The 26,958-nt window shown below is 36.5% G+C and carries 30 protein-coding genes and 2 pseudogenes; 3 read left to right on the top strand and 29 right to left on the bottom strand.

The annotated features are described in order from the left end of the window. Positions 1 to 8: 8 nt before the first annotated feature. Positions 9 to 728 carry an endonuclease V gene (locus ACN6NE_RS25465; protein WP_474328067.1) on the bottom strand — a complete coding sequence of 240 codons (720 nt, stop codon included), beginning with the start codon at positions 726 to 728 and terminating at the stop codon, positions 9 to 11. Positions 729 to 995: 267 nt separating this feature from the next. On the opposite strand from ACN6NE_RS25465, the gene ACN6NE_RS25470 reads away from it, so the two are divergent. Next, positions 996 to 1,868: a glycerophosphodiester phosphodiesterase gene (locus ACN6NE_RS25470; RefSeq protein ID WP_474328069.1), complete on the top strand. Its 873-nt coding sequence runs from the start codon at positions 996 to 998 to the stop codon at positions 1,866 to 1,868. A 26-nt stretch (positions 1,869 to 1,894) separates the two neighbouring features. Here ACN6NE_RS25470 and ACN6NE_RS25475 read toward each other — a convergent pair whose 3' ends face one another. Then, a complete protein-coding gene (locus ACN6NE_RS25475; protein WP_016764412.1) occupies positions 1,895 to 2,689 on the bottom strand; it encodes a carbon-nitrogen hydrolase family protein in 795 nt (264 codons plus the stop codon). 12 nt (positions 2,690 to 2,701) lie between these two features. Beyond that, a complete protein-coding gene (locus tag ACN6NE_RS25480; RefSeq protein WP_129710007.1) occupies positions 2,702 to 3,961 on the bottom strand; it encodes a sigma-54 interaction domain-containing protein in 1,260 nt (419 codons plus the stop codon). A gap of 242 nt (positions 3,962 to 4,203) precedes the next feature. Between ACN6NE_RS25480 and ACN6NE_RS25485 the strand changes: the two genes are divergently transcribed. Together ACN6NE_RS25485 and ACN6NE_RS25490 are read left to right on the top strand one after the other, a co-directional pair. Then, the gene (locus ACN6NE_RS25485; protein WP_129710009.1) at positions 4,204 to 4,974 is read left to right on the top strand and encodes a carbon-nitrogen hydrolase family protein; all 771 of its coding nucleotides are present in this window, start codon (positions 4,204 to 4,206) and stop codon (positions 4,972 to 4,974) included. A gap of 41 nt (positions 4,975 to 5,015) precedes the next feature. After that, positions 5,016 to 6,410, top strand: a complete 1,395-nt coding sequence (locus tag ACN6NE_RS25490; protein WP_128820534.1) for an APC family permease — start codon at positions 5,016 to 5,018, stop codon at positions 6,408 to 6,410. Positions 6,411 to 6,534: 124 nt separating this feature from the next. Here ACN6NE_RS25490 and ACN6NE_RS25495 read toward each other — a convergent pair whose 3' ends face one another. The 26 genes and pseudogenes from ACN6NE_RS25495 to ACN6NE_RS25620 all read right to left on the bottom strand — a co-directional run bounded on the left by ACN6NE_RS25495 (position 6,535) and on the right by ACN6NE_RS25620 (position 26,922). Next, positions 6,535 to 7,029 (bottom strand): hypothetical protein, encoded by a 495-nt coding sequence (locus tag ACN6NE_RS25495; protein ID WP_129710011.1) that lies wholly within the window; start codon positions 7,027 to 7,029, stop codon positions 6,535 to 6,537. Positions 7,030 to 7,082: 53 nt separating this feature from the next. Next, complete coding sequence (locus ACN6NE_RS25500) at positions 7,083 to 7,613, bottom strand: ankyrin repeat domain-containing protein (protein ID WP_129710013.1); 531 nt, start codon at positions 7,611 to 7,613, stop codon at positions 7,083 to 7,085. Between the two features lie 116 nt (positions 7,614 to 7,729). After that, on the bottom strand, positions 7,730 to 8,242 hold the full coding sequence (locus ACN6NE_RS25505) for an Imm6 family immunity protein (RefSeq protein WP_129710015.1): 513 nt from the start codon (positions 8,240 to 8,242) through the stop codon (positions 7,730 to 7,732). 140 nt (positions 8,243 to 8,382) lie between these two features. After that, positions 8,383 to 8,496: an immunity protein YezG family protein gene (locus ACN6NE_RS25510; protein ID WP_240702712.1), complete on the bottom strand. Its 114-nt coding sequence runs from the start codon at positions 8,494 to 8,496 to the stop codon at positions 8,383 to 8,385. Continuing rightward, the gene (locus ACN6NE_RS25515; protein ID WP_013083469.1) at positions 8,487 to 8,999 is read right to left on the bottom strand and encodes an ankyrin repeat domain-containing protein; all 513 of its coding nucleotides are present in this window, start codon (positions 8,997 to 8,999) and stop codon (positions 8,487 to 8,489) included. Before ACN6NE_RS25515 ends, ACN6NE_RS25510 begins: the two co-directional genes overlap by 10 nt. A gap of 139 nt (positions 9,000 to 9,138) precedes the next feature. Further along, positions 9,139 to 9,516, bottom strand: coding sequence for a ribonuclease toxin immunity protein CdiI (gene cdiI, locus ACN6NE_RS25520; protein WP_129710017.1), 378 nt, complete (start codon positions 9,514 to 9,516; stop codon positions 9,139 to 9,141). A 244-nt stretch (positions 9,517 to 9,760) separates the two neighbouring features. Next, the gene (locus ACN6NE_RS25525; RefSeq protein ID WP_034655124.1) at positions 9,761 to 10,249 is read right to left on the bottom strand and encodes an immunity protein YezG family protein; all 489 of its coding nucleotides are present in this window, start codon (positions 10,247 to 10,249) and stop codon (positions 9,761 to 9,763) included. Positions 10,250 to 10,570: 321 nt separating this feature from the next. Continuing rightward, positions 10,571 to 11,077 (bottom strand): ankyrin repeat domain-containing protein, encoded by a 507-nt coding sequence (locus ACN6NE_RS25530; RefSeq protein ID WP_474328073.1) that lies wholly within the window; start codon positions 11,075 to 11,077, stop codon positions 10,571 to 10,573. A 172-nt stretch (positions 11,078 to 11,249) separates the two neighbouring features. Then, positions 11,250 to 11,690 carry an ankyrin repeat domain-containing protein gene (locus ACN6NE_RS25535; RefSeq protein WP_223260241.1) on the bottom strand — a complete coding sequence of 147 codons (441 nt, stop codon included), beginning with the start codon at positions 11,688 to 11,690 and terminating at the stop codon, positions 11,250 to 11,252. A 143-nt stretch (positions 11,691 to 11,833) separates the two neighbouring features. Continuing rightward, entirely contained in the window at positions 11,834 to 12,550 is a 717-nt protein-coding gene (locus ACN6NE_RS25540; RefSeq protein ID WP_116740446.1) for an SMI1/KNR4 family protein, read from the bottom strand. A 98-nt stretch (positions 12,551 to 12,648) separates the two neighbouring features. Then, complete coding sequence (locus ACN6NE_RS25545; RefSeq protein ID WP_116740558.1) at positions 12,649 to 13,134, bottom strand: antitoxin YezG family protein; 486 nt, start codon at positions 13,132 to 13,134, stop codon at positions 12,649 to 12,651. A gap of 214 nt (positions 13,135 to 13,348) precedes the next feature. Next, the gene (locus ACN6NE_RS25550; protein WP_129710019.1) at positions 13,349 to 13,813 is read right to left on the bottom strand and encodes a hypothetical protein; all 465 of its coding nucleotides are present in this window, start codon (positions 13,811 to 13,813) and stop codon (positions 13,349 to 13,351) included. A gap of 132 nt (positions 13,814 to 13,945) precedes the next feature. Further along, positions 13,946 to 14,403: pseudogene (locus tag ACN6NE_RS25555) on the bottom strand (DUF600 family protein). Positions 14,404 to 14,722: 319 nt separating this feature from the next. Then, positions 14,723 to 15,187: pseudogene (locus tag ACN6NE_RS25560) on the bottom strand (DUF6985 domain-containing protein). 334 nt (positions 15,188 to 15,521) lie between these two features. After that, a complete protein-coding gene (locus tag ACN6NE_RS25565) occupies positions 15,522 to 15,947 on the bottom strand; it encodes a DUF600 domain-containing protein (protein WP_129710640.1) in 426 nt (141 codons plus the stop codon). Between the two features lie 56 nt (positions 15,948 to 16,003). Further along, positions 16,004 to 16,924: a DNA/RNA non-specific endonuclease gene (locus ACN6NE_RS25570; RefSeq protein WP_240702714.1), complete on the bottom strand. Its 921-nt coding sequence runs from the start codon at positions 16,922 to 16,924 to the stop codon at positions 16,004 to 16,006. A gap of 745 nt (positions 16,925 to 17,669) precedes the next feature. Next, positions 17,670 to 18,215, bottom strand: coding sequence for a T6SS immunity protein Tdi1 domain-containing protein (locus tag ACN6NE_RS25575; RefSeq protein WP_028413061.1), 546 nt, complete (start codon positions 18,213 to 18,215; stop codon positions 17,670 to 17,672). 13 nt (positions 18,216 to 18,228) lie between these two features. Then, on the bottom strand, positions 18,229 to 18,699 hold the full coding sequence (locus ACN6NE_RS25580) for a polymorphic toxin type 15 domain-containing protein (RefSeq protein WP_129710023.1): 471 nt from the start codon (positions 18,697 to 18,699) through the stop codon (positions 18,229 to 18,231). A gap of 63 nt (positions 18,700 to 18,762) precedes the next feature. Beyond that, a complete protein-coding gene (locus tag ACN6NE_RS25585) occupies positions 18,763 to 18,948 on the bottom strand; it encodes a hypothetical protein (RefSeq protein ID WP_129710025.1) in 186 nt (61 codons plus the stop codon). A 413-nt stretch (positions 18,949 to 19,361) separates the two neighbouring features. After that, complete coding sequence (locus tag ACN6NE_RS25590) at positions 19,362 to 19,817, bottom strand: immunity protein YezG family protein (RefSeq protein ID WP_129710027.1); 456 nt, start codon at positions 19,815 to 19,817, stop codon at positions 19,362 to 19,364. Between the two features lie 8 nt (positions 19,818 to 19,825). After that, positions 19,826 to 22,015 carry a T7SS effector LXG polymorphic toxin gene (locus tag ACN6NE_RS25595; RefSeq protein ID WP_474328076.1) on the bottom strand — a complete coding sequence of 730 codons (2,190 nt, stop codon included), beginning with the start codon at positions 22,013 to 22,015 and terminating at the stop codon, positions 19,826 to 19,828. A gap of 18 nt (positions 22,016 to 22,033) precedes the next feature. Next, complete coding sequence (locus ACN6NE_RS25600) at positions 22,034 to 22,291, bottom strand: YwqI/YxiC family protein (RefSeq protein WP_013083474.1); 258 nt, start codon at positions 22,289 to 22,291, stop codon at positions 22,034 to 22,036. Further along, positions 22,288 to 22,719 carry a YwqH-like family protein gene (locus ACN6NE_RS25605; protein ID WP_129710029.1) on the bottom strand — a complete coding sequence of 144 codons (432 nt, stop codon included), beginning with the start codon at positions 22,717 to 22,719 and terminating at the stop codon, positions 22,288 to 22,290. Before ACN6NE_RS25605 ends, ACN6NE_RS25600 begins: the two co-directional genes overlap by 4 nt. A 336-nt stretch (positions 22,720 to 23,055) precedes the next feature. Beyond that, a complete protein-coding gene (locus tag ACN6NE_RS25610) occupies positions 23,056 to 24,450 on the bottom strand; it encodes an MATE family efflux transporter (RefSeq protein WP_034651412.1) in 1,395 nt (464 codons plus the stop codon). Positions 24,451 to 24,604: 154 nt separating this feature from the next. Further along, positions 24,605 to 25,237, bottom strand: coding sequence for an HlyD family secretion protein (locus ACN6NE_RS25615; RefSeq protein WP_474328079.1), 633 nt, complete (start codon positions 25,235 to 25,237; stop codon positions 24,605 to 24,607). A 29-nt stretch (positions 25,238 to 25,266) separates the two neighbouring features. Further along, the gene (locus ACN6NE_RS25620; protein ID WP_474328081.1) at positions 25,267 to 26,922 is read right to left on the bottom strand and encodes an MFS transporter; all 1,656 of its coding nucleotides are present in this window, start codon (positions 26,920 to 26,922) and stop codon (positions 25,267 to 25,269) included. Between the last annotated feature and the right edge of the window lie 36 nt (positions 26,923 to 26,958).

Consider the following 26,958-nt stretch of genomic DNA (forward strand, 5'->3'; position numbering starts at 1 on the left):
TGAACAGCTTACTTCCCTATTGACTGCCGGTACCTTTTCCGCAGCTCATGCGTATGCAGATCTGCTAGGCGGACCGGAATTGGAAGCTTACTTTCTTTTGAAATAAAATGCATCATGAGCTGATACGACATGTCCAAATTAATATAGTTTCCGCACGACAGAAAAATAGGCTTTACCCCTTTGGCTGTCCTTACTACTCTACCATAAACTTCGCTATCAATCACAATATCTTCATAAGCGCCCTCTGTATCTTCAGGCATAACGTAGTCATATCCCTTGATCTTTAAATAGCTTTTCCCAATTCCAACGGTAGGTTTATTGAGAAAAAATGAAGCATGTGTAGCTACTCCCATGTGCTCATAGTGCAAATATCCGTTGCCATCAAATAAAAACACGTCGGGCTTTACTTGAAGTTTTTTAGCCGCTTCAAGAATTAAAGGAAGCTCTCGAAAAGCTAGAAACCCAGGAAGATAAGGAACGGTTACTTCTCCTACACTGTGCACTTTTTCCACAACGTTTTTCGTCTGATAATCAACCACTACAATGCTGCACGCTCCGTAAGATACGCCGTTTTCTTCCCAATACGCAACATCAACACCAGCACAGTTATGTATATGCGTCATTTTGACGCGTGATGTTAAATCAATTTGTGCTTTTAGCTTTTGCTGAAGCGTCCGGCACTCCTCTTTTGTTTGCATCGTAAACGTATGTATGTACTGAATATCCATGTTCCATTCCTTTCATTGACTGACTCACCTATTATACAACTATTTTCTAAGAAATTCCTATTTTTTTTTCACCCCTTTTATTATAGCGCTGTTTCCTTAATATTTAATTAAAATTCCTATTCTTTTACGCATTTTTTGTAAACATCACCATGAAAAAATCCCTAGTTTTCTTTACGAAATGTCAACACTTTCTACACACTTTCTCTATATCAGCATCACATTTTTTCGTTACGCTATTTCTATACCACCGCATAGGAGAGAAACGTGATGAAAAAATATTTAGCTGGTCTAAGCGCAGTCGCCTTATTATGCTGTTCAATCGCCTCTTCTGCTTTTGCACGCACGGAAGAAAAACTCACAAATATCGCGCACCGAGGAGCCTCCGCTTACGCACCTGAAAATACAATGGCTGCTTTTCACCAAGCGCTAGAAATGAATGCGGATTACATTGAACTTGACGTGCAGCAAAGCAAAGACGGTGTACTCGTTATTATGCATGACCGTACCGTAGACCGAACGACAAACGGAAGCGGACACGTTCGAGATTTAACGTACGCGAAGCTTCAGCGCTTGGACGCAGGAAGCTGGAAAGACGATTCTTTTGCGAATGAAAAAATTCCAACTCTTTCACAAGTGTTAGATGAATTTCAAGGGAAAATCGGTATATTAATAGAGTTAAAAGCGCCGGAACTTTATCCTGGAATTGAAAGAAAAGTAGCTTTTGAAATCAACAAGCGACAGCTCGATCACGTTATCATTCAGTCTTTTAACGTTTCATCCATGAAAGAAATGCATGAGCTTCTCCCAAATGTTCCTATAGGCATACTAACTTCTTCAGAACGAGACGTAAACCGAAACTCAATTCAGCAATTCGCCGCTTTTGCCACTTACTTTAACCCGTCCTATGACATCCTAACGCCTGCTCTTATCCACCAAGTCCATTCTGCCGGAATGAAAATATCGCCGTGGTCTGGAACCAAGCGGCTTCCCGCTTCATTTTTGTGGAAAACAAAAAGTGACGGAGTGATTACGAATTATCCCGATGAAGTGAATTGGGTGCAAACATCAACAAAAATAGGCAAAACCATTCACGCAAGCTCCGCGAGCCACACTGCTCGCTTAATTGGTGTAAAAAAGTAATAGCAGCTTTCTTTAATAAAGAGCTCTTATAACCCTTCTCTCCTGTATAAATCTGACTTTCGATTATTTAAATAGTTTAAGATTTCCTTTGAATTTGCCGAAGACGATAGGTCTATGTCAACAATTGCAAGGTCCTCATTATTAAGAGATTTAAACACACAGTGCCCATTAGGATTAATAACTTCACTTTCACCAAAATAGACATAGTCGTCTTCTAATCCAACTTTATTAGCAGCTGCAATAAAAATATGATTTTCTAAAGCTCTTGACCTCAAATAAACGTGCTGATGATGCTCGTAAGGAATCATGTTCGCACAAAGAACAAAGACGACTTCGGCTCCTTTTAATGCTAGAATTCGCGCCACTTCAGGAAATTCCATATCATATGTAATCATTACTCCAAACTTTCCTTGAGGTGTATCAAAGACTGGTATACTATCTCCAGAAGTAAAATATGAATTTTCATGATCAAAAAGGTGAATTTTACGATAAGTTCCTACTATCTCACCTTTCTTATTAATAAATACAGCGGAATTATATATTTTAAAGCGGTGTCTTTCCGGAAAACCAAGAATAACTCCTATTTGTAATTCTTTAGCACATTTTTTAACTTTCGTGATTAATTCTCCTTCTACTGATTCAGCTAATTCCTCCACCTGTTCATTTAACAAAAAACCAGTCAAAAATAATTCAGGGAATAACACAAAATCCGCACCTTGATCTTTAGCCGCTTCCATCGTTCCAAAAACTCTCTTTAAATTTTTATCTTTATCATGCAAATTGCTTCTAAGCTGGGCTAATGCAATTTTTAATTGACGCATCCCTTCACCTCTTTAAAAACCTTCTTTTTTGTATACTTTTAATTTTTTTGAAATAGTAGACTGATCAACCTGCAATACTTCTGCTACTTTGTAAGTACTGTTGTATTCACCGTAAGCTTTTAAAATTAATTCTTTTTCTACTTGTCTTTTAGCTTCTTTCAAAGACATTGGTGCTTTAGGAGAAAATGACCAACCTTTTTCACGTATATTTTTTTCTTCTAGAACTTCTTTTTCAGTCATATTTGTGACGACAATTCTTTCTATCGTGTTTTCCAATTCCCTTATGTTCCCAGGCCATTTATATTGGATAAGCTCTTGTTTTACTTCATCATTAATTTCTTTTCGAAGATGATATTTTGTATTATATTTAAAAAGAAAATGATCAATTAAGATATGTATGTCCTTTTCTCGCTCTCTAAGAGGTGGAATAGTGAGCGGTACGACATTAAGCCTATAGAACAAATCTTCACGAAATAATTTTTTCTCAACAAGTTCCTGTAGATTTTTATTTGTTGCAGCAATTACTCGTACATCTACTTTCTTTTCCTCTGTACTTCCTACTTTTCGCACCGCGTTTTCTTGCAAAACACCTAGCAGTTTTGCTTGTAGGTTTAAAGGAAATTCCGCAATTTCATCTAGAAAAATTGTTCCTTTATGAGCAGCTTCAAATAAGCCGACCTTTCCTCCTTTTTTTCCGCCTGTAAAAGTTCCTTCTTCATACCCAAATAGCTCTGATTCGATTAAATTCTCTGGAATAGCACCACAATTGACAGGAATAAAAGGGTGCGTTGAACGTGTACTAGTACTATGAATAAATTTAGCAATTTGACTTTTGCCTACTCCCGATTCACCTAGTAGAAGAACAGTAGAGCCTACATGAGCAATTGTTTCAATAATTTTAGCAATTCGTTTCATAGCAGATGATTCCATAATCAACTCATCGGTTTTATGCTGATCTTCATTCGAATAAGGGTTAAACATGCTTTGAGATATATTCGCTAATGTCACGATTTGATTTATGCAAGAGTTCGCTTGGACAAGGTGGAGGGCAAATAGATAAGTTCTTCCCTCATAGGTGCTTAATAACTGAGTAGAGCCACTTGGAGCAGCAGTAAAGACCTTTTTCCACTGAACTTCTTCAAATAACATATTTTCTTGAAACAACGATAAGTGACTGGTTTGTTTATTATTGATAGATACGGTATCAATACGTCCTTCATGATTTATGATGACTACTATTGATTCGCAGGTACCTATTGAAGAATTCCTCATTATCCATTTCCTCCTTTCAATTGTTTCTAATGAAAAATCGCATCATTGATGATAAAAATCATCATCTTAACTTTCCAAATAACTATATAAGCAGAATATGACTTATTTTCTTTTTATCCCTATTAGTATAATGAAAAAATTCATCTTTTTAAAGATTAAAAATCAGAATTGAATGAAAAAATGCGTTGGCACACTTCTTGCTTGTATTTATAGTGAAAACGATTATGAGGAGGTATTTTACAGTGAATATTACAATTGCTCAGTTTTGTCCTGTACTAGGCAATAAAAAAGAAAACATTCGAAAAATAAATGACTGTATCAAGCAAGCTGTAAGCGAACAAGCTGACCTTGTTGTCTTTCCGGAACTTTGTTTAACAGGTTATTTTATTTGGGATGATATTAAGGAGCTAGCTGAATCCGTTAGTGGTGAAAGCTTACAGCTTTTACAACAAAGCTGCAGGGATTACAGCATCCACGCCGTTATATCTTTTCCTGAAGTAACAGCTAACGGGCACTATCATATTACATCCGCTCTTATAGATGATACCGGAACTGTAATTGGTACGTATCAAAAAACACATCTTTTTGACAGGGAAGCTGAAATCTTCCGCCCAGGCAACACTTTACCTGTTTTCAAAACCAAATTCGGAAACATTGGATTAATGATCTGCTATGACCTTGAATTCCCTGAAGTGGCCCGAACTTTAAAAATAAAAGGAGCGGATTTACTCATCATCCCGCTTGCTAACATGAGCCCTTACGAAGATTATCAAATAACGTATTTAAAAAGCCGTGCTATGGAAAATGAACTTCCAATTGCTCTATGCAATCGAATTGGCTCTGAAGAAGATACGTTCTTTTTTGGACATAGCGCAGTCGTCAACAGTAAAGGAAAAGTTCTTCTAAAAATGGGTAGCAAGGAACAAATATCGACAGTAGCTATTTCTTTAGAGGAATCAAAAGATCAGAAGCTTAATTACCTTATGCACAGAAGAGCGGATTTGTACAAATAGATATAGGAAGATTAAAAACAATTTTTAAGGGAGGCGCAAAGATGGAAACAAAAAGAAACCAAGCAGTTCCAACTTTGAAGTTGTCACATATTGTTTTGTTTGGACTTGCCTATATGACACCAATGATTGTATTTGGTATTTACGGCTTGTTGGCTGAAACCACCCATGGACTAGTTTCCACTGCTTATATAGTGGCTTTAGCTGCTATGCTATTTACGGCTTATAGCTACGGTAAAATGACTAAAGCTTTTCCTATTGCAGGGTCTGCTTATACGTATACAAGAAAATCCATAAATCCATATGTCGGATTTATGATTGGATGGGCTGTTTTACTAGACTACCTGTTTCTTCCTATGGTTATTTGGCTTATCGGAGCTGTTTATTTACATACAGCTTTCCCTAACATTCCTCTTTGGACATTTGTACTAGCCTTTATTTTTATTACAACTGTTATCAATATAATTGGCTTAAAAGCAGCGGCGAGCGTCAATACATTAATGATGATTTTTCAATTGCTCGTAGTCGGTATTTTTATTTCACTAAGCATTATATACCTTATAAAAGGCTCATCACCTTTTGCACTCTTTAGCTTTAACCCATTCTTGAACGAGCATCTTACATTTTCGTTTGTAGCCGCTGGAGCTTCCATTGCTTGTTATTCTTTTTTAGGATTTGATGCTGTTACAACTCTATCTGAAGAAACCATTAATCCTGAAAAAACAATGCCAAAAGCTATCTTTCTTATTACACTAATTGGAGGCATCATTTTTATTGGAGCTTCTTATTTTCTACAGCTTGTTCATCCTGACTATACATCTTTTAAAAATATTGATTCAGCAGCATTTGAAATTGCCGTACAGATCGGCGGCAATTTATTTAGCTCTATTTTTCTAGCTGGATTAATTATTGCTCAATTCGCATCTGGCTTATCTGCTCAAACAAGCGGAGCCCGTTTATTATTTGCAATGGGAAGAGACGGCGTACTTCCCGCTAAGATATTTGGTTATCTTCATCGAAAGTCAAACACACCCCTATTGAATATTTTATTCATAGGAGGCATTTCACTACTGGCCGTTAAGCTTGATGTAAGTACATCTACTTCATTTATTAACTTTGGAGCATTTTTAACGTTTATTTTTGTAAATCTATCGGTCATTTTTCACTATTACTTCACGTTAAAAAATGAAAAAAAGAATCGTTTTCTTCTTTACTTTCTTATACCAGCTATCGGAGCAGCCCTTGATTTCTATCTCTTTATTAATTTGGATAAACACGCCTTAGTGCTAGGAAGCATCTGGACTGCCATAGGACTTGTATACTTAACTTTTCTTACAAAAGGATTTAAGCTTTCTCCTCCAGAAATGGACTTCGAGGAAGAGGAAATAACGAAATCTTCCTCTCTTGCACATCAAAAAGCTGCTGAAAAGACATTGTAAATTTTTTTAAAAAAGAGGTTGAAACATAACGAAATGAATTCAATTTAAAGACGAACCACTAATCAAACATGTTGATTAATGGTTCGCTTTTCACTTTTTCTAAAACCAACGCTTCTTTTTGTCTTCACACCTCAAATAAACTTTCTCCGTCCTTATTTACCCAATACTTTTCTATTTCCGGAACCAAAGCTGTAAAGTCTTCATACGTTCCTTTCCAATCCCTTGGAATATATTCTTCAAATGAAGCCGGCTCAGGAAACAGTGAGTAGAACGTCTTTTGATCAAAGTCCACCAAAAACGAAGGGCTAAAGTCTAATAAATCTTCTTCATCTACGCTTTCTATTTTATCTTCAAACAACTTTAAAAGAGTTGACGAATCTGCTTTATACGACTCTATACGTTTTAAAAAAAGCTCAGCATTTTCACTGCTAAGAACCTCGATTCCTTTTCGTTCAGGTTCAATATATTCATCAACTGCTGAATCACCTTCATTTTCAAAAGCTTGTGCAAACTTCACATAATTCAAATACCATAGCTCTCGATCGGTCACATACCATTGAAACTGCTTTTTATGTACCACTCCAACAATTACGTTTTCAGCATATATAGGTTCTAGCATGAGATGGACCTCCTTGCTTTTATTAGCTTTATGACCTGTTATATACGATTTAATTAATCTTTAAGCACTCTCTTTTGTACTTTTTTATTCAGCTTTCGCTTTAAATATTCAGCAATTTCTATTTGTCCAAATTCCTTAGCATATCGGTACGCATCCATATCCTCAATATTCTCTCCGGTATATTGAACGGAAATATCTATACCTTGATCAACTAGATGTTCAACTACTTCTTTATGACCACCGTAAATTGCTGCAAACAATGGATTTCTTTTTGCCGAGCTTACATCTAATTCTGCTCCAGATTGGATTAAATACTGTACTATTTCTACATGCCCCTCACCTGCTGCCACTCGTAAAGGAGAAGCATCAAATATATCACCTTTTGTATTTACATCGATTCCTTTATGCACTAGATACTCTACTATTTCCATCTGTCCTTTTTTTGCTGCTATATGTAACCAGCTACCAAACGGAGTCATGGTGTGTAGAATTTCTTTATTACTACCTATTAATTCTTTGACTGAGTTAATGTCACCACGTTTAATTGCATTTCTTATTGCTTTATTGACGCTGTTTTTCTCCAAATCATATCCCCCTTCATTTAGTTGCCCATTATTGCCGTTTTTTAATATAGACATCTCCCTCAATAATTTAGCTGTTTCTACCGTTTTTACTTTTAAATAGTTGTGGTCAGTGAAATTCACTGTCGTATTTGTAGTTCTTTTAACACTTTTGTTCGCAGATCATTCACTGTTTTCCTATTCGTATCATCATTTAATAAAGAAGTTAATCTTCCTATGTAACTATTCGCATTCTCTATACACCTTTCAAAACCATTCATAAAATGCTCTACTAATGTATCATCAACTAAAGCAATGGGTTCGGGGTAATATTCGACGCCTTCTCTTTCAAATGCTTTTCTACTAGTATAGGCAACTGCATCAATAATACAGTCCCAGGCTATAACATCTGTTTTATTATCTGACGTCTCTTGAATTATTGTGATACCATTTTCCTCGTGATCTAATAATTCATAAAGAGTATCTCCACTATTTTCTTTGTCTTTTAACCATTCCCAGCATTTACATAGAACTTCCTGAGCTAAAATTTGATCTTCCGTACGAGAAAGTACAGGCACAACTTTTTCTGAAAGCCCCAGAAAAAATATGACTTTATCATGCTCTGTTAAACTATTAAAGTTAGCATTAGTCATTCTTAAACTCCGTTCCCATTTCCCTCACTATGATGAGCTTAACGCCTCCGTCCATATATCTTTTGCTCTTCTATGATTATGAAAGAAATTTTTTTATGGTCTTTTTATCATATTCATCTTCTGAAATAATCCCTAAGTACTTAAGAACCCTCTTCTAACTCTGCATACAAATAGATTTCTCGCCAGTCTTCTTGTATTATTTCCTTTAAATTATCGGCCACCTTTTCATAAATATCATTAAGCTTTAATTCCATTTACTGTCCACCTTCTGCTTTAAATATTCAGCAATTTCTATTTGTCCTCGTTCAATCGCAAATTCATAGGCATCCATCTCTTTCATATTTTCACCAGAGTATGTAATCGATATATTAATATGATTCTCAACTAACAGTTTAACCATCTCAAAATGACCGTTATATATGGCAGCAAACAGCGGATTTCTATCTGGTTCACTGATATCAATTTCAATATTATGGTTAATAAGATACTTAGCAATATCTATATGTCCTTTTGCAGCCGCTCTTTCTAAGGCATTGGTAGAAAAAGTTCCTCCTTGTGCATTAACATCTATTCCAGCACGAATAAGGTATTGTACAATTTCTAAATGACCATGAGCTGTCGCTACATGTAGCCATGTGCCAAAAGGTGTAACCCATGTTAACATTTCTGGCTCTTTCTCAAGTAAGTCTCTCACCTTATTTAAGTGACCACCTTTTATAGCACCTCTAATAGCTTTTGTCATTTGAGTTATTTCCATTTTTCGTTTTCCCTCTACTTTCTACCTTATAGAATTCTCTCAAAAATATATCGCCTCTCTGCTTGGTGTGATGCGCTGTAGTGTGGGGAGCTTATTGTCTATAGCAAGACTCGATTCGTGGCTTCTTTATGTACTCCTACTAGTCTTCGATACTATAATTTTGTTTGATTTTATGTAAAAGAGCCATCACTTTTTCTTTATCATGGGCATGATCTTCCATATATACGTGGCAAATTTTGTGCAAGTAAGTTAAAAACGTTTCATAATCGACAATAACACTTTTGTCAGTGTCACCCGTACCGTCTAGAAATTCAATGCCGTTTTCCACATAGCCCTCTTCCCACGGCTCTAAATCTCCTGAAAATGTACAAGTGTAGTACTCATTTCCATAACCAGTTTCCTCTGAAAAATAGTGTAAGACTTTTAAAAATTTTTGATCTGATAAAGCGCTATAAAAACTTATCATGGGAGACAACGTACAATCTATATCATGAAATAATTCTACGATTTTCTGCATTCGTATCACCCTTTTATAATTAATTGAATCAACATTTACTATTTGACCGTGACCACTACGCAAACGCTAGGGTTATCTCTTGAACCTCTATAATCTAAACACACAAAATCTCCTGCAAATAAAATAAAGATTGGTAATAAATATTTATTTCTACACTTATAAAAAGTCCTCTTGATGTAATTTTTCCAGGGTTAATTTAGTACCTTCATGATGTGGGAATTTAACCACAAATACTGGATTTATGCTAAATTGGATTATTGGGATACTCATTTAAATACTTATTGATTAAAGTCTTGCTTTCGCTATCATCTGGTTCTGTTCCTAAATATTTATATTCCCAAATCACTAGCTGGTCATCAAAGCTGTAATCCGTGTCAAACCAATTTGTATAATCATAATGCACCTTCAATTTGCCATCGCTATTAACAGATAGTGTAAAAGAGTACCAAAGTTCTTGCTGATTATCTTTAAAAACGTTTCTTAATCTATTACTTAACTCAAATAAAGCTCGATCCTTCATTTTATAAAATTCTTTATCAATATCGTATTCATAAGGAATTTCTAAACTATATTTATAGTTCTTTTCATTCTCAAGGGTATTATAAAAAAAGCAAGTTCCTCCTCCCGTTTCGGATATTTGAGCGTAAAAATAAATCTTTGTCCATTGTGTAGGAATCATTTCATTCACTGTTTCAGAAATTTCTCTATAAAATTGATTTATTTCTGTTTCCATACTCAATATGTTCGACCACCTAACTGTTTTTCCAGTTTATAACGCGTTCCTTACTGTACAATCCAGTAATGTTTCTCTATAACTATTATAAAACACTACAATAAACTCATCATTACTCTTATCATAAAACACTAAAGTACTAAATACTTTCTCTCTACTTCCTGCATTGCATTCTTTACACTTCAAATACTAACTTTTTACTCCAACATAAAAAAGAATTCGACTGTTTTCGAATTCTTTTCCTAATTTAACAACTTCTCTCCTCATTTTTTTGCTCTTAAGCAATTTGTACCACCTTCATGAGAGACAATCTAAACCCAATCAATTTCCAGTCATCCTTTGCTTTAAATATTCAGCAATCTCAGTCTGCCCAAACTCCTTTGCATATTCATAAGCATTCATATTTTTGATATTTTCTCCTGTGTATCTAATGGACACATCTATTCCTTTTTGTACTAAATATTTAACTACTTCTTGATGCCCCCCATAAATTGCTCCAAACAGCGGATTTCTCTTCGCTAAGCTCACATCTAGTTCTGCTCCAGATTCTATTAAATACTTTACTATCTCTAAATTGTCAGATCCAGATGCTAGATTTAACGCAGAAGCATCAAATGTCCCGCCTTTCGCATTAACATCTATTCCTTTTTCAACTAAATACCGGACGATTTGAAGGTTCTCCTTTTTAACCGCTACATGTAACCACGTACCAAATACAGTCACGGTATTCAAAGTCTCTATATCATCACCTATTAGTTTTTTCACTGCATTGATATCGCCAGTTTTAATGGCATTTCTTATCAATTTCTTACTATGGTTTCGGTCCACTATGCAAACTCCTTCATTATCATCTACAAATAACTTATTATGTAATCCTTATCTGTCCTAGTTTTATTAAAAACTACTTTTTTCTTCTAACGACTTCATGACTTTTTTCATATCCTCAGTTCCACGTTCTTCAATTACTTGTTTTAATGAATAACCAAATTTATTGGAATCATTAAAATTCGGTCGTTTTTCTAAGCAATGTACAACTAAATGATTTCCATCTTGTGTCCGTTCTTTTTAATACTTCTTGACATAGAGACAATATTGCAGAATTAGCAAATTTTTTATCTTTTAAATTTAAATCCACGCCCATTTCAACCAACCTATAAGCTACATCAACAGCGCCTATACAATTAATATTTGCTGCTACATAGTGCAATTCATTACGTCCTTCACTTGAAATAACATTAACCTGTGCATTGTTGTCTAGTAAAATTTTTGCTGTATCAAACTTTCTACTAATCAATGATGTCTCAAGTAAAATTTTATCATTTTTATCCAGGAATTTTACTACTTCTTCCACACATTTATTTTCAATATTCAACTTCTTTAAAAAATCTTCGAGATTTCCAAATTTTATAACAGTCCCAAAATCGGCTTTATTAAGATCCATTTAATCACTACCTCCTCCGTTTATACTTATGACCTCAAACGGTATTTAATAGTTCATCATTTGGCAAAGGTAAAACAATGGTATTACTATCTACTTTCCTATTTTTTCACTACTTGTTACTTTCTTTCTCTACGCTTATATACTTATTCAAATCCTATAACCATCCATTCATCTACTACATCCCAAAAGTTTAGATTATACTCTGGCTCTTCTTTTGAAGACCACAAAGTGGCGTTGTCACCCAAACTGTTTTTATAATCCACTACTACATAAGTTCCCATTCCATTACTGAAAAATCCATATGAAGATGCGAAGTCAATTTTTAAATTATGTTCTCCAATTTCATCAACAATTCCCCATTCATAATCGTCTAAATATGTAATATCTTCTAGGGACTCTAACCCCATTGACTTACTTGGATAGTAGTAAAACCCACTATGAACATTTTCATAAAAGCTTCTAATTTTATCTGGAATTTTACTCCAATCTTCTTCAAGTTGTTCGTTATTAAAGTACTCTTTAGGGTTTCGGCCTTCATAATATAAAATTTTCCCTCTGGCATTTTTCACCGAATATAATATCGAATACCGATCACCAATAGCCATTAATTCAACATCTATCAAACATTCCTTTAAAAAAGATATGGTGTTGCTCATTTCATTACTTACATATCTTTTCCATATATTTAATACCCTACTTATCTTACTAGATTTATTTTTCTCTTTAAAAATTTCTCTCCATTCATCAGGAATTAAATCCTTTTGGATATAATCAATGTCATTAGACTCTATTAAGCTTACAGATAGTTCTTCACTTAATGTATATTTATTTAAGAAATTCAACTTATCTTGAAGCATCATTTCTACCCACTCCCTATTCTTCTAAAGTCCAGCTATTAAGTCCTGTATTTTCAATTTATGTTTACTGCCTCCTTCATTTGTATAGCCTTAATCAGTATTTAAATAGGATTATTTGGATACTTTTTTAAATATTGATTTAGTAAACTTTTAGTTTTTTCATCCGCTGGTGCTTCATCTAAATATTTATACTTCCAAATCTTTTTCTGTGCTACAAATCCGTAATCTGTATTCAACCAATCTGTATAATCAAATGATACAGAGAACTTCCCTGTTTGATCTAACATTAGCGTAAAAGAATACCATAATTCCTGGTTATTTTCTTTAAAGATTTCTCTGAGCTGTTCACTAAGATCAAAAAGCTTATCTTCTTTATTATTAAATTCTAGTTCCGATAGATTAAATTGTTTCGGTATATCTAGACTATACGTGTAGCTATTATCTTTAATTGATTTATAAAAAAAGTAAACTCGCCCCCCGGATTCATCAATCTGTGCATAAAAATAAAATCTTTCCCATTCTTCTGGAATCATATTATTAACCGTTTCTGCTATTTCTTGATACAATTCCTGTAACTGGCTTTCCATTTGCATAGAATTTATCCTCCTGACTGGTTTCCAACTGTTACCATCCCTAGTTCTTCATCTTCAATTTGGTATGTTATTCTAACTGTTTATCTTTAACTTTTTTATGTTTCTTCAAATCCATGTCAGACAACTAAAAAAAGTCACTATGATACTTATATATATCGTAGCAACTATTAAGCTGACACATCTTATGAACTCTAGCTTTCCAAAAGAATTAGCGCTCTTCTTTGCACAAATATAAGTATTGGCCAAATTCAGGAAACACATCCCAGTTTTTTTCAAAGGTATTGTTTGTTTCCCGCTCCTCGACTGAACCATTCTTTAAATCTCGCTTTTCCATTGCTATGTAACCATCTTCTCGGAAATTCAAAATCAAACTACTTACTTCTGTATCAGTTTCATCATCATATTCCCAATACATGGCTGTTCTTAAAAAAAGCTTACCTTCACTCATAACTTCGAAATCATAATTTAAATATTTACGAATTAGTTCATCATAAAACCCTACCGAAACCCATTCATTTGTAATATTTATAATATACTTGTGCTTCTCATCTTCCCTTAGTACGACCGTATAGGGTTTATGTTTTTGGTGGTATGTGTATGCAGTATGCTCATCAAGAATGTTCCAAGGCTTCTTTTTGATATCTGACCATTCGTCACAATAATACATTTCCATAGTCACTTGTACACCTTCCCATAATATTTCTACTAACAGTGCTGTTTTTATTACTAATCAAGAATTGGTTTAAAGATGATTTGTCAGTGCCAACCAAACTGCATTCTGTTAAGCACACATATCAATACGAAATTAAAGCTTATTGTTTTTCACTTCTTCAAACCACTCATCAGCAATATGACTGGCTGTTTTAATATCGTCATGCGTATAAACTAAGTCATACTTGTATTCAGCTTTAAATTTTCTGCTTCTTACATCATAGATTAATTTCATCTCAGTAGGCATATCTCTTTGATGCTCTTGACACAATACTTTAATTTTCCCGATATCCTCATTTAAAAAATATCTAATACCATAAAATTTCGTGCTGCGGATGTATCGTAGCTTTCCTCCGCCTCTTCCAAAGCATCATTCAATTTATGGGGTTCTACGTATTTACCATTAATCAAATAAAAAAAGTCACTTGAGGTAACTCCTTCTTCACGAGAAGCATAAACATACACTTTATCTGCTCTATCTTCAACATACTCCATACATATAGATATCATATCGGCTTGTAACTCACTAAACTTATCTTCAAATTCTTTCATACTACCTTTACTCCTTTAACCGCTCTAAATTTAAGTTCAACGTCAATGCTTTTTCATTTAGTTGGACACCACTATCTCTGAACATATGTATCAAGTTTAAGTTATTCTCTTCACAGTATGCTTTACCATTTTCCTATTACTTCAAGCTATGTCTATGTACTGCTTTTCTCAAAATTCAAATGCAAAATTAATACGTCTTAAAGGCACTACATTAATGAACTATGAATCTCATCATAATTGTAGCTAAAGGATAAACATCTCACAAAAGCCGTCGGTTTCATTCAGAACTGGGGAGCCCTCAAAATTATAAAACAATATCTTAAAAACTAACCTCCACTATTTCTCCATCTTCAAGTTTTACCGCAAGACCATGCTCAGGCTCCCACCTGCATTCAAGCAACAAACCAACTTGTCTCACGTCTTTATCAAAGATCGTGGGAAATATCAGCTGCTTAGGTTCAACAATAGTAGCTATCTCTTTCTTTGCGGATATAACCGGAACCATCTTATTAGCGAGTTTCTCACCGACCGCTGTCTGTAATCTTCGCAAACTTTTAAATAATAGTTAAATATAGCATCCTCTGCCAAGTTCAAAAGATGTTTTTTTGTCACCAAAAAATGTATGATGAGCATTAACCTGTGCATCTTCAAATTCTGCATCATCTTCCGCTTCAATATTTAATGTTACAGTCTTTTCATGTCCAAACAAGGTAATGTTCATAGCCCTCTTCCAACCATGGTAGTAGGCTAATTCTCCAAACATTTTATGTTGAATGGTCTTCATTGCTGCCACCCTCTACTTGTTTTTTTACTTTACCTGCCTTAAAAACTCCACTTAGGGTTTCATTGACCCTCTCATTCTTATAAGCAAATGTGGAGTCACCACGTTCTTCATTCTATTTTCCATTATTCACCGGTATTTGTGCAAGTCTTTCTCCATACGTATTGTTAAAGGTTCTAGCTGGGCTCTTCTGCGCAACTTCAAACGTACCCTTAGGAGCCTCCTCAAAATTTACGCCTTCTCTCAGTAGCGAAACTGCCTTTTATAAAAAGAAACCCTTTAACGAGTAACTGACACTCAATCAAGGGTTCTTAATAAGTAAAAAGCTATTTTATTATTAAATATGTTCCCTCTTAACTTGCTCAAACCACCGCCTAGCAACGGAACTTGCAGTTTCGTTAGAATCAATTGTATACACAAGCTCATACTTATAATCTGCGGTTAATTTATTTGCTTTAACATCGTAAACCAGTTTAATCTCTGTTGGCATTTCACGATTGTATTCTTTGCATAATTTAATCATTTCTTTAATATCTTCATTGATTATTTTAACAACTGCTTTTTGACGGACTACAGAAGTATCATAAGAAAAATCGTCTTTATTCTCTACATTGATCAATGCATCATTAAGTTTATGTCTCTCGACAATTTTACCATTGATATTATAAAAAAAATCATTTGAAATAAGACCTTCTTCATAAGAACAATATATATATATTTTATTTGCTCTATCGAAAACATACTCTAAACATATCGAAACCATATCCGCCTGCAATTCACTAAAGTAATCCTCAAATACTTTTCCCAATATATTCACTCCTAGTTTAGTATATTTATTCCCTCATATCTTCCGTCTATCTCATATTCAACGATAAATTCTGATGGCCTTTTATTATTTCCCTCGTATTTAATTTCAACATTAACTTTTACTTCTTTAGGAGGAGTCTCTTTTAAGGCTGTAGCCCATTCTTCTTCTATCTTTTTATATTGTTTTAGATTAACATCCGATAACTGTGAAACTAGATTATCAATTTTAGGCGATCCACCAAATCTATCACCTGCCAAATGACCTGCATGATCTTGCCCTTTAACTTTACCAGGTGTATTTTTACTGTGTGGTAATCTTTCTTCTCTGTTTGTTAATTGTAAATTTTCTGTTTCAAATTTCACAAGTCTACCTGCATTATCTGTTTCATAGAAGTAGTCATACTCTCCTGTTATATATCTTATATTAGGCTTTAATCTATTTTTTCTTCCATTTGTATACTGTTCTCCTCTTCCCACGAATGTTTTAACTTCACTTTCTCCAGCTAAACGATTACCCGTACCCTTAGTATTCTTTCGAATTTGAGGCTCACTCACACGCTCTACTTTTACAGGCTTATCAACTTTCCGAACCGTCTCTACCTTAACCGAATCACCCAGCTTCTCCACATCACGCTTGGACATAAATCTTCCGCCAGGTCCACGATAGCGATTATGAACTGGATCATATTTCACCTTCGTTACCATCTGCATCGTCTGCTGCTTCACATTCTGCAAGGTCTCCCTCACCGTCTGCTGGGCAAATGCCGGACCTGCTGGTGCTAGTTCTGGCACGAGTCTTGGCATACTGCTGTCTAGGATGTTGTTATACGTTTTATGTAGCGACTGTGTCCAAGAGGCCGGTGCGTTTTTGACGCTTTGGTAGGCTTGCTTTGTGCCGTTGGCAACGGCGCTTGTGCGAAGCGTGTTGCGCATGTTGTTGAGCTTTTCTCGGTTCCTTTGGTCGCAAGGCTTAGGCCTTTAGCTAATCAGACTAAGCTTCCATTGAAATAATTGAAAATAAAAACTCTTTGAAATTATATACCCTCAGATAAAAGAAAACATTTGCTGCCTATTGTAGACAATCAAGTTCTTTATAGTTAGCTATATAAAATAAGTCATAAGTTTTGGTATGCTCCATGTAACGAATAATTTTAGAATTTAAAATTCCATTCGGCCTAGTAAGTATACCTATTTTCCCAACAAAATATTGTTACACAATTCCTCAATAATACTTCTAGGTTAAAATGTAAAAAAGCACTCGTTGCCATAAGTGACAATCAAGTGCTTTAAGTTCATCTTTTTTTAAGTAGCGTAAATTTGTAAGTTTTGTAGTAACAGTATGATACCCTTTACATGTCATGACAACTACTACTTTAAAACTTACAAGTTTGTACGAGTTCGTTAGTTTCATGCTCATTCCATGTGTTTATATTCACCGCCATGTAAAATGTCATTTCGCCTAAACTCGTACTTCGTTTTCTATTCTATCATTACACACATTACTCCATGATGGTACAACCATCATGGGATATCTATTTTCAAATACCCTATTATTTTTTCTATCCACTTCACATATATTTTGTTTTTCATTTATTTATATATGTGTTAACGTGTTTCATTATAATATCTGCTTGTAAAATATAAAATAAGTAGTAAGTCTAATTCATTTGAACGAACCTTATACCTCTACTGGCCCCATAAAACCAGTAATAATAAGAATATGTTCCTTCAATTTGACCTTTTTTAAGTTCTCTACTTTTTCTGCTCCACCTAACCCTAATAGAGGTGTATAACCAAAGCACTCATCATACTCTAACTCATTGTATTGTTTAAGCGCTTCGGGATAAGGCTGCCAAGATAAATCTTCATCCCTGAATTCTAAATCAGCAATATTTTGAAAGAAAAATTCAAATGTAAACATAATGATTTTTACTATACCATACCTGTAATTAAGTAATCCAACATATCCATCCGACCAAATAACCAAGTCTCCCATACCTGTAGCAAACAATACGATTGAACCCTTAAATCTTGGACAACTCTCCTCCAAGATTTCTATAAATTCCTCTGGATTTACGCTTTTAAAATACCCTTGCATAAATGTACCAAATCCATAATTACTCCAAAAATTTATTACTTCATTTGGTACTAATTCTTTATACTTTTCAATGATTTCACTCGGAACTTTACTATGCAACTTAAAATCTTTTAAATATTGCTCCATCTAAACTCCTCCTTTAATGTGTTAACTTTACATTCAAATACGTATTTTTTAGTTGTTCTGTTGTCATGTTGTTTGCCATTTCCTCGATTTGTTTATCAACAATTTTGATTCTAGACCTCCATTGACTACCTATAGAGAAATTAACCCTCTTATCTCCCATTCCCCCTATTATTTCAGCTTTTCCACCTGCTATCTGGTCAGGGTTATGAAGTGCTGCTTGAGTATCTAACCATTCCTGAGCTTTTTTCTTTGCTTGCGATAACGTTATCCCTTCGCCTTGAAGTTCATTTACCTTTTGTGCATAAGCTTTTTGTCGAGCAATTTTTTGAGCTGCATTTCCTTCTTTCGCTCTACCTTTATCATTAAATCGCTCTCGATTTTCCTGGTATTCATGTACGGTTAATTCATTCATACCTTTTTCTTGATCCTTTAACTGTCTTGCAAATTCTTCTGAATCGAATTTAGTTTTGTATTTAAATTTCACTTCAATTTCTTTTGTTCTAGGTATATTATCTAAATGCTTGACTTCACCCGTACCCTTTTGAATTTAACGTCCACTCACCCACTCTGCTTTTACAGGTTCGTCAACCTTACAAACCGTCTCAACCTCAACCTCGTCACCCAGCTTTTTAACATCCCTCTCGGACATAAATCTGCCGCCAAGTCCACGGTAGCTTTTGCGATCCGGATAATATTTCACCTTCGCTACCATCTGCATCGTCTGCTGCTTCACATTCTGCAAGGTCTCCCTCACCGTCTGCTGGGCAAATGCCGGACCTGCTGGTGCTAGTTCTGGCCCGAGTCTTGGCATACTGCTGTCTAGGATGTTGTTATACGTTTTATGTAGCGACTGTGTCCAAGAGGCCGGTGCGTTTTTGACGCTTTGGTAGGCTTGCTTTGTGACGTTGGCAACGGCGCTTGTGCAAAGCGTGATCAGATATTGTGTTAATTCATTTCACAATCTCACATAAAAAAATGCAAGTACCCTCCGTATTTTTCATGGAGATACTTGCACTTTTATGAACCTCGTCACTTTCTTCTGCACCTATAACTATATATCTGAAAAACTTCGAGGGAATCTAAAACATGATGATTTACTGGTTTAAATCAAACTGAATTCTACTAAACTCACACATCCATACTAAATTAAAGCTTATTATTTTTCACTTCTTCATACCATTCATTAGCAATATAATTAGATGTTTTACTATCATCATTTGTGTAAATCAACTCGTAATTATATTCAGCTTTAAAATGACCACTCTTCACATCATAAATTAATTTCATCTCTGTCGGCATGTCTCGCTTATATTCTTCACACAACGCTTCGATTTTTTCAATGTCTTCATTTAAAATATCTAATACCATAAATCCTCTTTGCGGGGATGCATCATACCTTTCCTCTCCATCCTCCAATGCATCGTTCACTTGATGAGATTTTACGTACTGATTGTTGATGAGATAAAAGAACTTACTTGAAATAATATTTCCTTCACACGAAGCATACACATAAACTTTGTCTGCTCTGTCCTCAACATATTCCATACAGATGGAAATCATATCTGCCTGCAATTCACTAAATAAATCTTCAAATTCTTTCATCGCATTTTTTACTCCTTAGGTTCATTTTTAATCGTTTTAGAAACGAGGTCACCATCAATAGTATACCTCACTACAAATTTATCTGGGCGCATATCGTTTTCCGCATAAATAACTTCAACATCAACTGTTACTTTTTGGGGAGGGTTTTTCTTCAAAGCTGTGGCCCATTCCTCTTCAATTTTCTTATATTCAATTAAATTTACATCAGACAACTGCGAAACCAAATTATCGATTTTAGGTGAACCACCAAACCTATCTGCTGCCAAATGTCCTGCGTGGTCTTGGCCTTTTATTTTACCTGGTGTGTTTTTACTATGTGATAACCTCTCGGTTCTTGTTGTTAACTGTAAATTTTCTGTTTCGAATTTTACAATTCTACCCATGCTATCTGTTTCGTAAAAGTAGTCATGCTCTCCCGTTTTATACCTAACGTCGGGCTTTAACCTATTTCTTCTCCCATTTGTAAAATGTTCTCCTGATGCAATTAACCTTTTAGATCCACTAGACCTAGGAATACGTTGGCTTGTAGCCTTTGAGATTTGAGGCTCACTCACACGCTCTACTTTTACAGGCTTATCAACTCTCCGAACCGTCTCTACCTTAACCGAATCACCCAGCTTCTCCACATCACGCTTGGATATAAACCTTCCATCAGCTCTGCGATAGCGATTATGAACAGGATCGTAGGTCACCTTACCAATCATCTGCATCGTCTGCTGCTTCACATTCTGCAAGGTCTCCCTTACGGTCTGCTGGGCAAGTGCTGGACCAGCCGGCACAAGATCTGGCATGAGTCTTGGCATACTGCTGTCTAGGATGTTGTTATACGTTTTATGTAGCGACTGTGTCCAGGAGGCCGGTGCATTTTTGACGCTTTGGTAGGCTTGCTTTGTGACGTTGGCAACGGCGCTTGTGCGAAGCGTGTTGCGCATGTTGTTGAGCTTTTCGGTTCCTTTGGTCGCAAGGCTTTGTCCCATTTTCCCCGCTACCTTCGTAGAAAGCGCCCCAGCTCCAGCAATTCCTAAGGCTTGCAGAAGACTTGCTTTACGCTGCTCTTCACTGATTTTATTCCCGAACATGTCGCGTCCGGTCATGTATTCGCCTAGCCCGTTTGCAGCCACAAGACCGTAGAGGCCTTTTTCGGTTTGCTCCAGGACTTTGAAGGATTTGGGGGATTTGTAAGCGTCTAGGGCGTGATCCGCTGCGCTTAGGCCTTTAGCCGTTTTGTAGATGGCTTTTCCGCCTTTTGCGGCTCTTCCTACCCAGCCGACAACCGGAATGAAGCCGGCTGCTGCCATGGCTCCCGCTGCGACGCGCTGTGAGGTGGAAAGTTTTTCACCCGTAACAGGATCCACGCCTTCCGCTGCTCGTTTATAATCATAATATCCGCTGACCTCTCCTGTAAAGGTAGAAACCGCGTCCCACGTTTTTTCATACCACGGCTTGTTTGCTTCTTCTTCTTGCTTTTTTTCCAGTTCGTATACTTCTTCTTGCTGCTTGTTGTAGTCAACATATGAAGTTGCATAGTCGTTTAACTTTGTTTGAACTTTATACAGCTCGCTGTCGTGATAGGCTTTTTCGTCAAAGGCAAGCTGATAGACACTTCCTCCTTGACTCGTAGCAAGCTCTAAGCCGCTTACTAGCGTATCCACTACCGCATAGAAATCGTCCATTTCGCTGTATTCTTTTGACCATTCAGCGTCAAGCTGGTTCACTGCCTCAATTGTATCGGTGCGTTTTTTCTCTGCTTCTTCTATTTTATCGTTAAACTCACTCGTTGAAAACGCTGAAATAGAGACGATGTCGTCAATGCTGTTTAAAATACTCTGCAGATCGTCGTGCTGCTGCGCAACCATTTCTTTAGCATTGCTGTTGGCGTTTTTTAGCTCCGTTTCTAAAAATGATTCATTTACAATCGTGCTTCCTGATAGCTTTGCTTTTTCAGCTTTAACGTGAAGCGTTGAAAAATAGCTTTGCTGCATTTTAATTAAGTTTTCCCACTGTCCGGCCGTATCGGCGTGCTGCTTATAAAAAGATTTTATATTATCAGCGCCTTTTCCTTCTAAGCTGCCTTCTAAGTCCGCTACGCCCTGCAGCGCTTTTTTCAGTTCACCCAGCTGGCTGAGTAACTCATCGTAGGCTTTTTCCCTGTCTTTTGCTACATCAAACAGCGCTTTTGCATCGTATACCTTTCCCACAGTCATCCCCCTTTGCTGCTACGAATGGATAATAGATTCGTCTTGTTCTTTTAGTAAGTCTACATTAGATTTTGTATCTTTTACGTTTTTGTTTAGTGCTTTTATATAAGTAGAAATAAGCGTTTGAATTTCTTCTTCGCGCGCTTCCCATTTCTCTGTAGTATCAAGGCTGTTTTTTCCAAGGTCAGGCATTTTGCTAATGGATAAATTTCCAATCGCTGTGCTGACTGCTTCAAGCTTTTTGATAACGTCAGCGTGATCAAGCTTAATTGTCATGAAAACAGCCCCCTTCTAATTTCACTAATCTTGTTTTCTACTGCGTCATAGGCTTCTTCACCTTTAGCTAATAAAGAATCCGCTTCTCCAATAGCCGCGTTCAAGCCACTCAAAGCTCCTTTTTCAGCTTCTAGCGCCCATATCTTTGTTTCAATTTCACGAATGTATCCATCGTAATCACCGTCTAAAATGCCTTTTATGTTGTCGTAGGCTGCCGTACGTTTTTCGTCAAAATCATCCGATAACGTACCCGTCCATTTGTCTCCCAGCTCAGGCTTTTTGATGTGTTCAATTTCTTTTAATGAAACAGCTTGTTCATGCTCAATTTTACTTTTAGCCGTTCTTAGCTTAGAAATTTCCGCTTCTACATCTGAGACTCTTCCAGATACTTCACCCAGCAGTCCGTCTAATACGCTTCCTAACCCCATATCGTTCCTCCTGTTCCGCACATTTCGAGTTTAATCCAATAATTATAAGTATAAAATTTGTCTCATTATAGCTAAATAGGAAAAAACTCTCTTTTTTATGCTTCTAGTTTCATGAATTGAGATAAAAATGAAAAATAAGAGAAAAAAGACTCATGTCTAAATACGTTATCCAACCATATACCGTTATCTAAAACAAAGAATAAGTAGAATAAAACCATTCCTTTGTACCCGTACCCGTTTTTTCCCACAAATTAAAGCTTTTTGCGTAAAAAAACCAACTTCACTTCGTTTTTTTACACAGCAAAAAACCTCTGCACATTCTGCAGAGGTTTTGTTTTATACTTGAACCGGCGTTGGTTCTTCAGCTGTTTGTTCGTGCTGCACAAGTCCGTAGTTTTCCCACGCTCGGCTTTTCCAGCGGAAAAACATAATAACTGCGCGCGTCCATTCATCGGCTGCGATGGCAAGCCAAATGCCAGCGAGCCCCATGTCTAAATGGAAAACAAAGAAATAGCCAAGCGGCAAGCTCATCATGACCATCGACATCGCACCAATTAACACCGGATATTTGGCATCACCCGCTGCCCGCAGTGAGTTAATCAGCACAATATTCATCGTTCTTCCCGTTTCAAGCACAATGCTCAGCAGCAGCACCGTCGCCCCAAGCTCAATAATATGCGGATTGTCTGTAAAAACGCTGATCAGCTGTGTTCTGAATGTCATCACAAGAACAACCATCATCATCGTTACGGCACTGGCCCATTTGACGCTTTTCCATACGCGATGGTACGCCTCATCTTTTTCGTTTCCGCCTACTAAACGGCCGACAATAATTGCTGTGCCCATTCCAATCGCAATGGCAAACAAGTAAATGAACATCGAAATGTTCATCGCGTACTGTCTCGCAGCAAGTGATTCTGCTCCTAGGTAGGTTGCATAGTATAAAAAGACAATTTGACAGCCTTGATACATCACTTGTTCAAACGCAGACGGAATACCGATTTTTAAAATTTTACCGATATATTCTTTTGAAAGCGTAATGTAGTACTGAAATTTCACTCTATATTCCATCACTTGATACAGCAGCCAAAAGAACACAATCAGCGCAACAAATCGGCTGAACGCAGATGAAATCGCTGCTCCTTGCACGCCCATTTCGGGAAAGCCGAACTTCCCGAAGATTAAAGCATAGTTTCCTGCAATATGAAAAATGTTCATTCCAAGTGAAACAAACATCGCCTGCTTCGTAAAGCCGTGTACGCGAATAATCGCTGCAAGAGAATTAATAATCGCTTGAAGAAAAATAGCTCCTCCGACGATGGATAAATAGCTTTGTGCATACATCAGCACGTCACCTTGTAAGTTCATCGCTTCCATCATATGCCTTGAAAACAAAAGAAAACCCGCGCTAATGACTAGCCCGACTCCTAAATTTAACGTAACGGCCAAAGCAGAAATCTTTGACGCTTCCATATACCGTTTTGATCCTAAATACTGAGAGACAACAATTGCCGCTCCGTTGCCAATGACCTCTAACACCAAAATCGCAATGTGAAGGTATTGATTGGCTGCTCCGACTCCTGATACGGCATCGTCCGACAGCGCACTTAGCATAAAGGTATCAGCAATCCCCATTAACATAAAAAGAAACACTTCTAAAAAGATCGGCCACGTTAAGAAAAACAAATTCAGCTTTTCTTTTGGCCCTTTTTTTGTTTCGACCGCGGTCATCCCATCACCTTCTTTACCGATATCCAATTTCAAACAAGAAGTATCTTACCACACATTTCCTTTGTATACATCCCCTTTTTAGCACATTTTTTATTTTATTTGTTTAGGCATAAAAAAAGCCGTTCCCTTAAAGGAAGCAGCTTTTTTTCCGTTATTAAATTGAAATTTTCACTTCCGCGTTCATACCTGGAAGAACTTTATCTGATGCATCATCAATTGAAATTTTCACCGGTACTTTTTGCGTTACTTTTGTGTAGTTTCCTGTATTTTGAGCAGGAAGCATAGAAGACACTGAGTTTGTTGCGCGGCCGATTGCTTCAACATGGCCTTTAAAAACTTTACCTGAGTCTCCGTCCACTGTAATATCGACGCTGTCTCCTTCTTCGATATCACCTAGGTCTGTTTCTTTAATGTTTGCATTGATATAGATTTTAGATAAATCAGCTGTTTGTGCTAATACATCGCCGGCTTTTACTAATTGATTTTGAGATGCGTTGTTTTTAATGATTGTTCCGTCGATCATAGACGTTACGTCTGTTGATTTGTCGCCTTCTTTTAAGCTTCCAACAGAGTCACCTTGAGAAACGCTATCTCCTTCTTTTACATTCCATTCGCTTAACTGACCGTTAGCTGAAGCCATAACTTGTGAAAGCGGTGCTTCTACCTGCGCTTCATCGGTTTTAACATAATTTGCTTTTTCGTAGAAATAATATCCACCAAAACCTACTAGTAATAAAATCACAATGATTCCAACAATGTTAGTAACCAATAAACGACTTTTATTCATCGGAATTCCTTCTTTCTATAGTTAGTATATTATACAGATGTTTCTTCTGTGTGAGGCGCCGGCAGCATTTTTCTTTCTTCTTGCGGCTCAGCTTTTTCTTGCACCTCTTCTTTTTGAACAAGAATTCTATTTTGACCGCTCCACGCTTTACTTAGTGAAGCAATGAGCATGATTACGCCTAAAATACCAAGCATGAAAAATAAGTTGTGATACGCATGTAAAATCGACGCTTTTTTAGCGCTTGCTACAACAGCCGTCACAGCCGATGTTTTTGCGTCCGCTTGGCTCATTCCCATACCCATATAGCGTTTGATTATTTCAGACAGCTGCAGCTTCACCTGAGGATCTACTGAGCTAATTTGACCTCGAAAATCTTCATAATAAATCGCGTTTTGTCGAACAACAAACCACCCAATCACAGGTGCTACAATCGCTCCTAATAAATTTCGAATGGAGTGCAGTGAAATGGAACGCATCGAAGCTTGATGTAAATCTCCGGCTAGTGCCGCTCCTAGCGCACCAGATACCAGTGCCATACTAACACCCATACCAAAGAGCATAATGTGAACATACAAGCTCACTAGTGATGTATCGGCTGATACGTTTACCCAGCTAAATCCTACACTGACAATCAGAAGGGATCCAATCGCTCCAAGATAACCTGGACCAAATTTGTCATACAAGAATGTCGTTGCAAATGCTGAAATCAGTACTCCAACAAAAAAGTATAAATAAAAATAAGAAAGCGTGGTGTACGATGCATTTTGCACATTTTGCATGACGCCATTAATACCTGCAATGGCTAGAATATACGCCATATGACCGCCAATTGCCATAATTGTACCTGCAACTGGTTTTACGGCTAGCAGTGATTTTAATGGTACTAACGGATTTTCAGCCGCTAAATCAACTAACACAAAAATGATAACTAATCCTGCTGCAGCCAATAAGAACGGCCACACTTGAATAGAAGCGAATCCTTCATATCTTAGTTCATACAGTGGATACACTAATAAAATCATAATAAGACTAAGGATAAAGATACTTTTCTTGTCCACTGGACGATCTTCTTGCTGAGTTGGATCATGAGCAGGCAATACCTTATATCCGATAAACAGACAGACAAGAGAAGCAAGTATTCCTAAAACAAAAACCCAGCGCCAATTATCCATACTAAGAGATACAGCACCTAAAAAGGCTCCAATCGCCGTTGAACCGAACAGTCCGCCGATCGCTAACACTAAAAAGAAGTTTCGGATTTTATTCGGAAACGAGATCAGCGCAGCTGGAATAATGGTTAAAAACAGCATTCCTGAACTTAAGCCTTGAATCAGACGACCAAGGGATAAAAACGCAACGTTTTCGGAAAAAACGTTGATAATCGAACCTGCTAAAAAGACTAAAACGAACGTTAAGTATGCTTTACGCACGCCATATTTTTTCGTGAGCATCGGACCAATCGGTACCCCAAGTCCAAATGCCAAGTTAGAAATAATAGATGGCAATAGTAAGCTTTGTGTACTCGCATCAAATCGATTTTGAATCAATACTTGATTGACCGTGTAAGATAAATTCAAAAAATACTGAGGGCCAATTGAAAATAGCGTTAAAATCGCCATAATCAAGTATTTAGGTACGCTTAAACCTTGTTTGTCGGAGGCTACTGCTGGATTATTCTGACTCATATTTATTCCTCCTTTTATTAAATTCTTTTCATATGA

This window comes from Priestia sp. 53B2, from assembly GCF_056099005.1.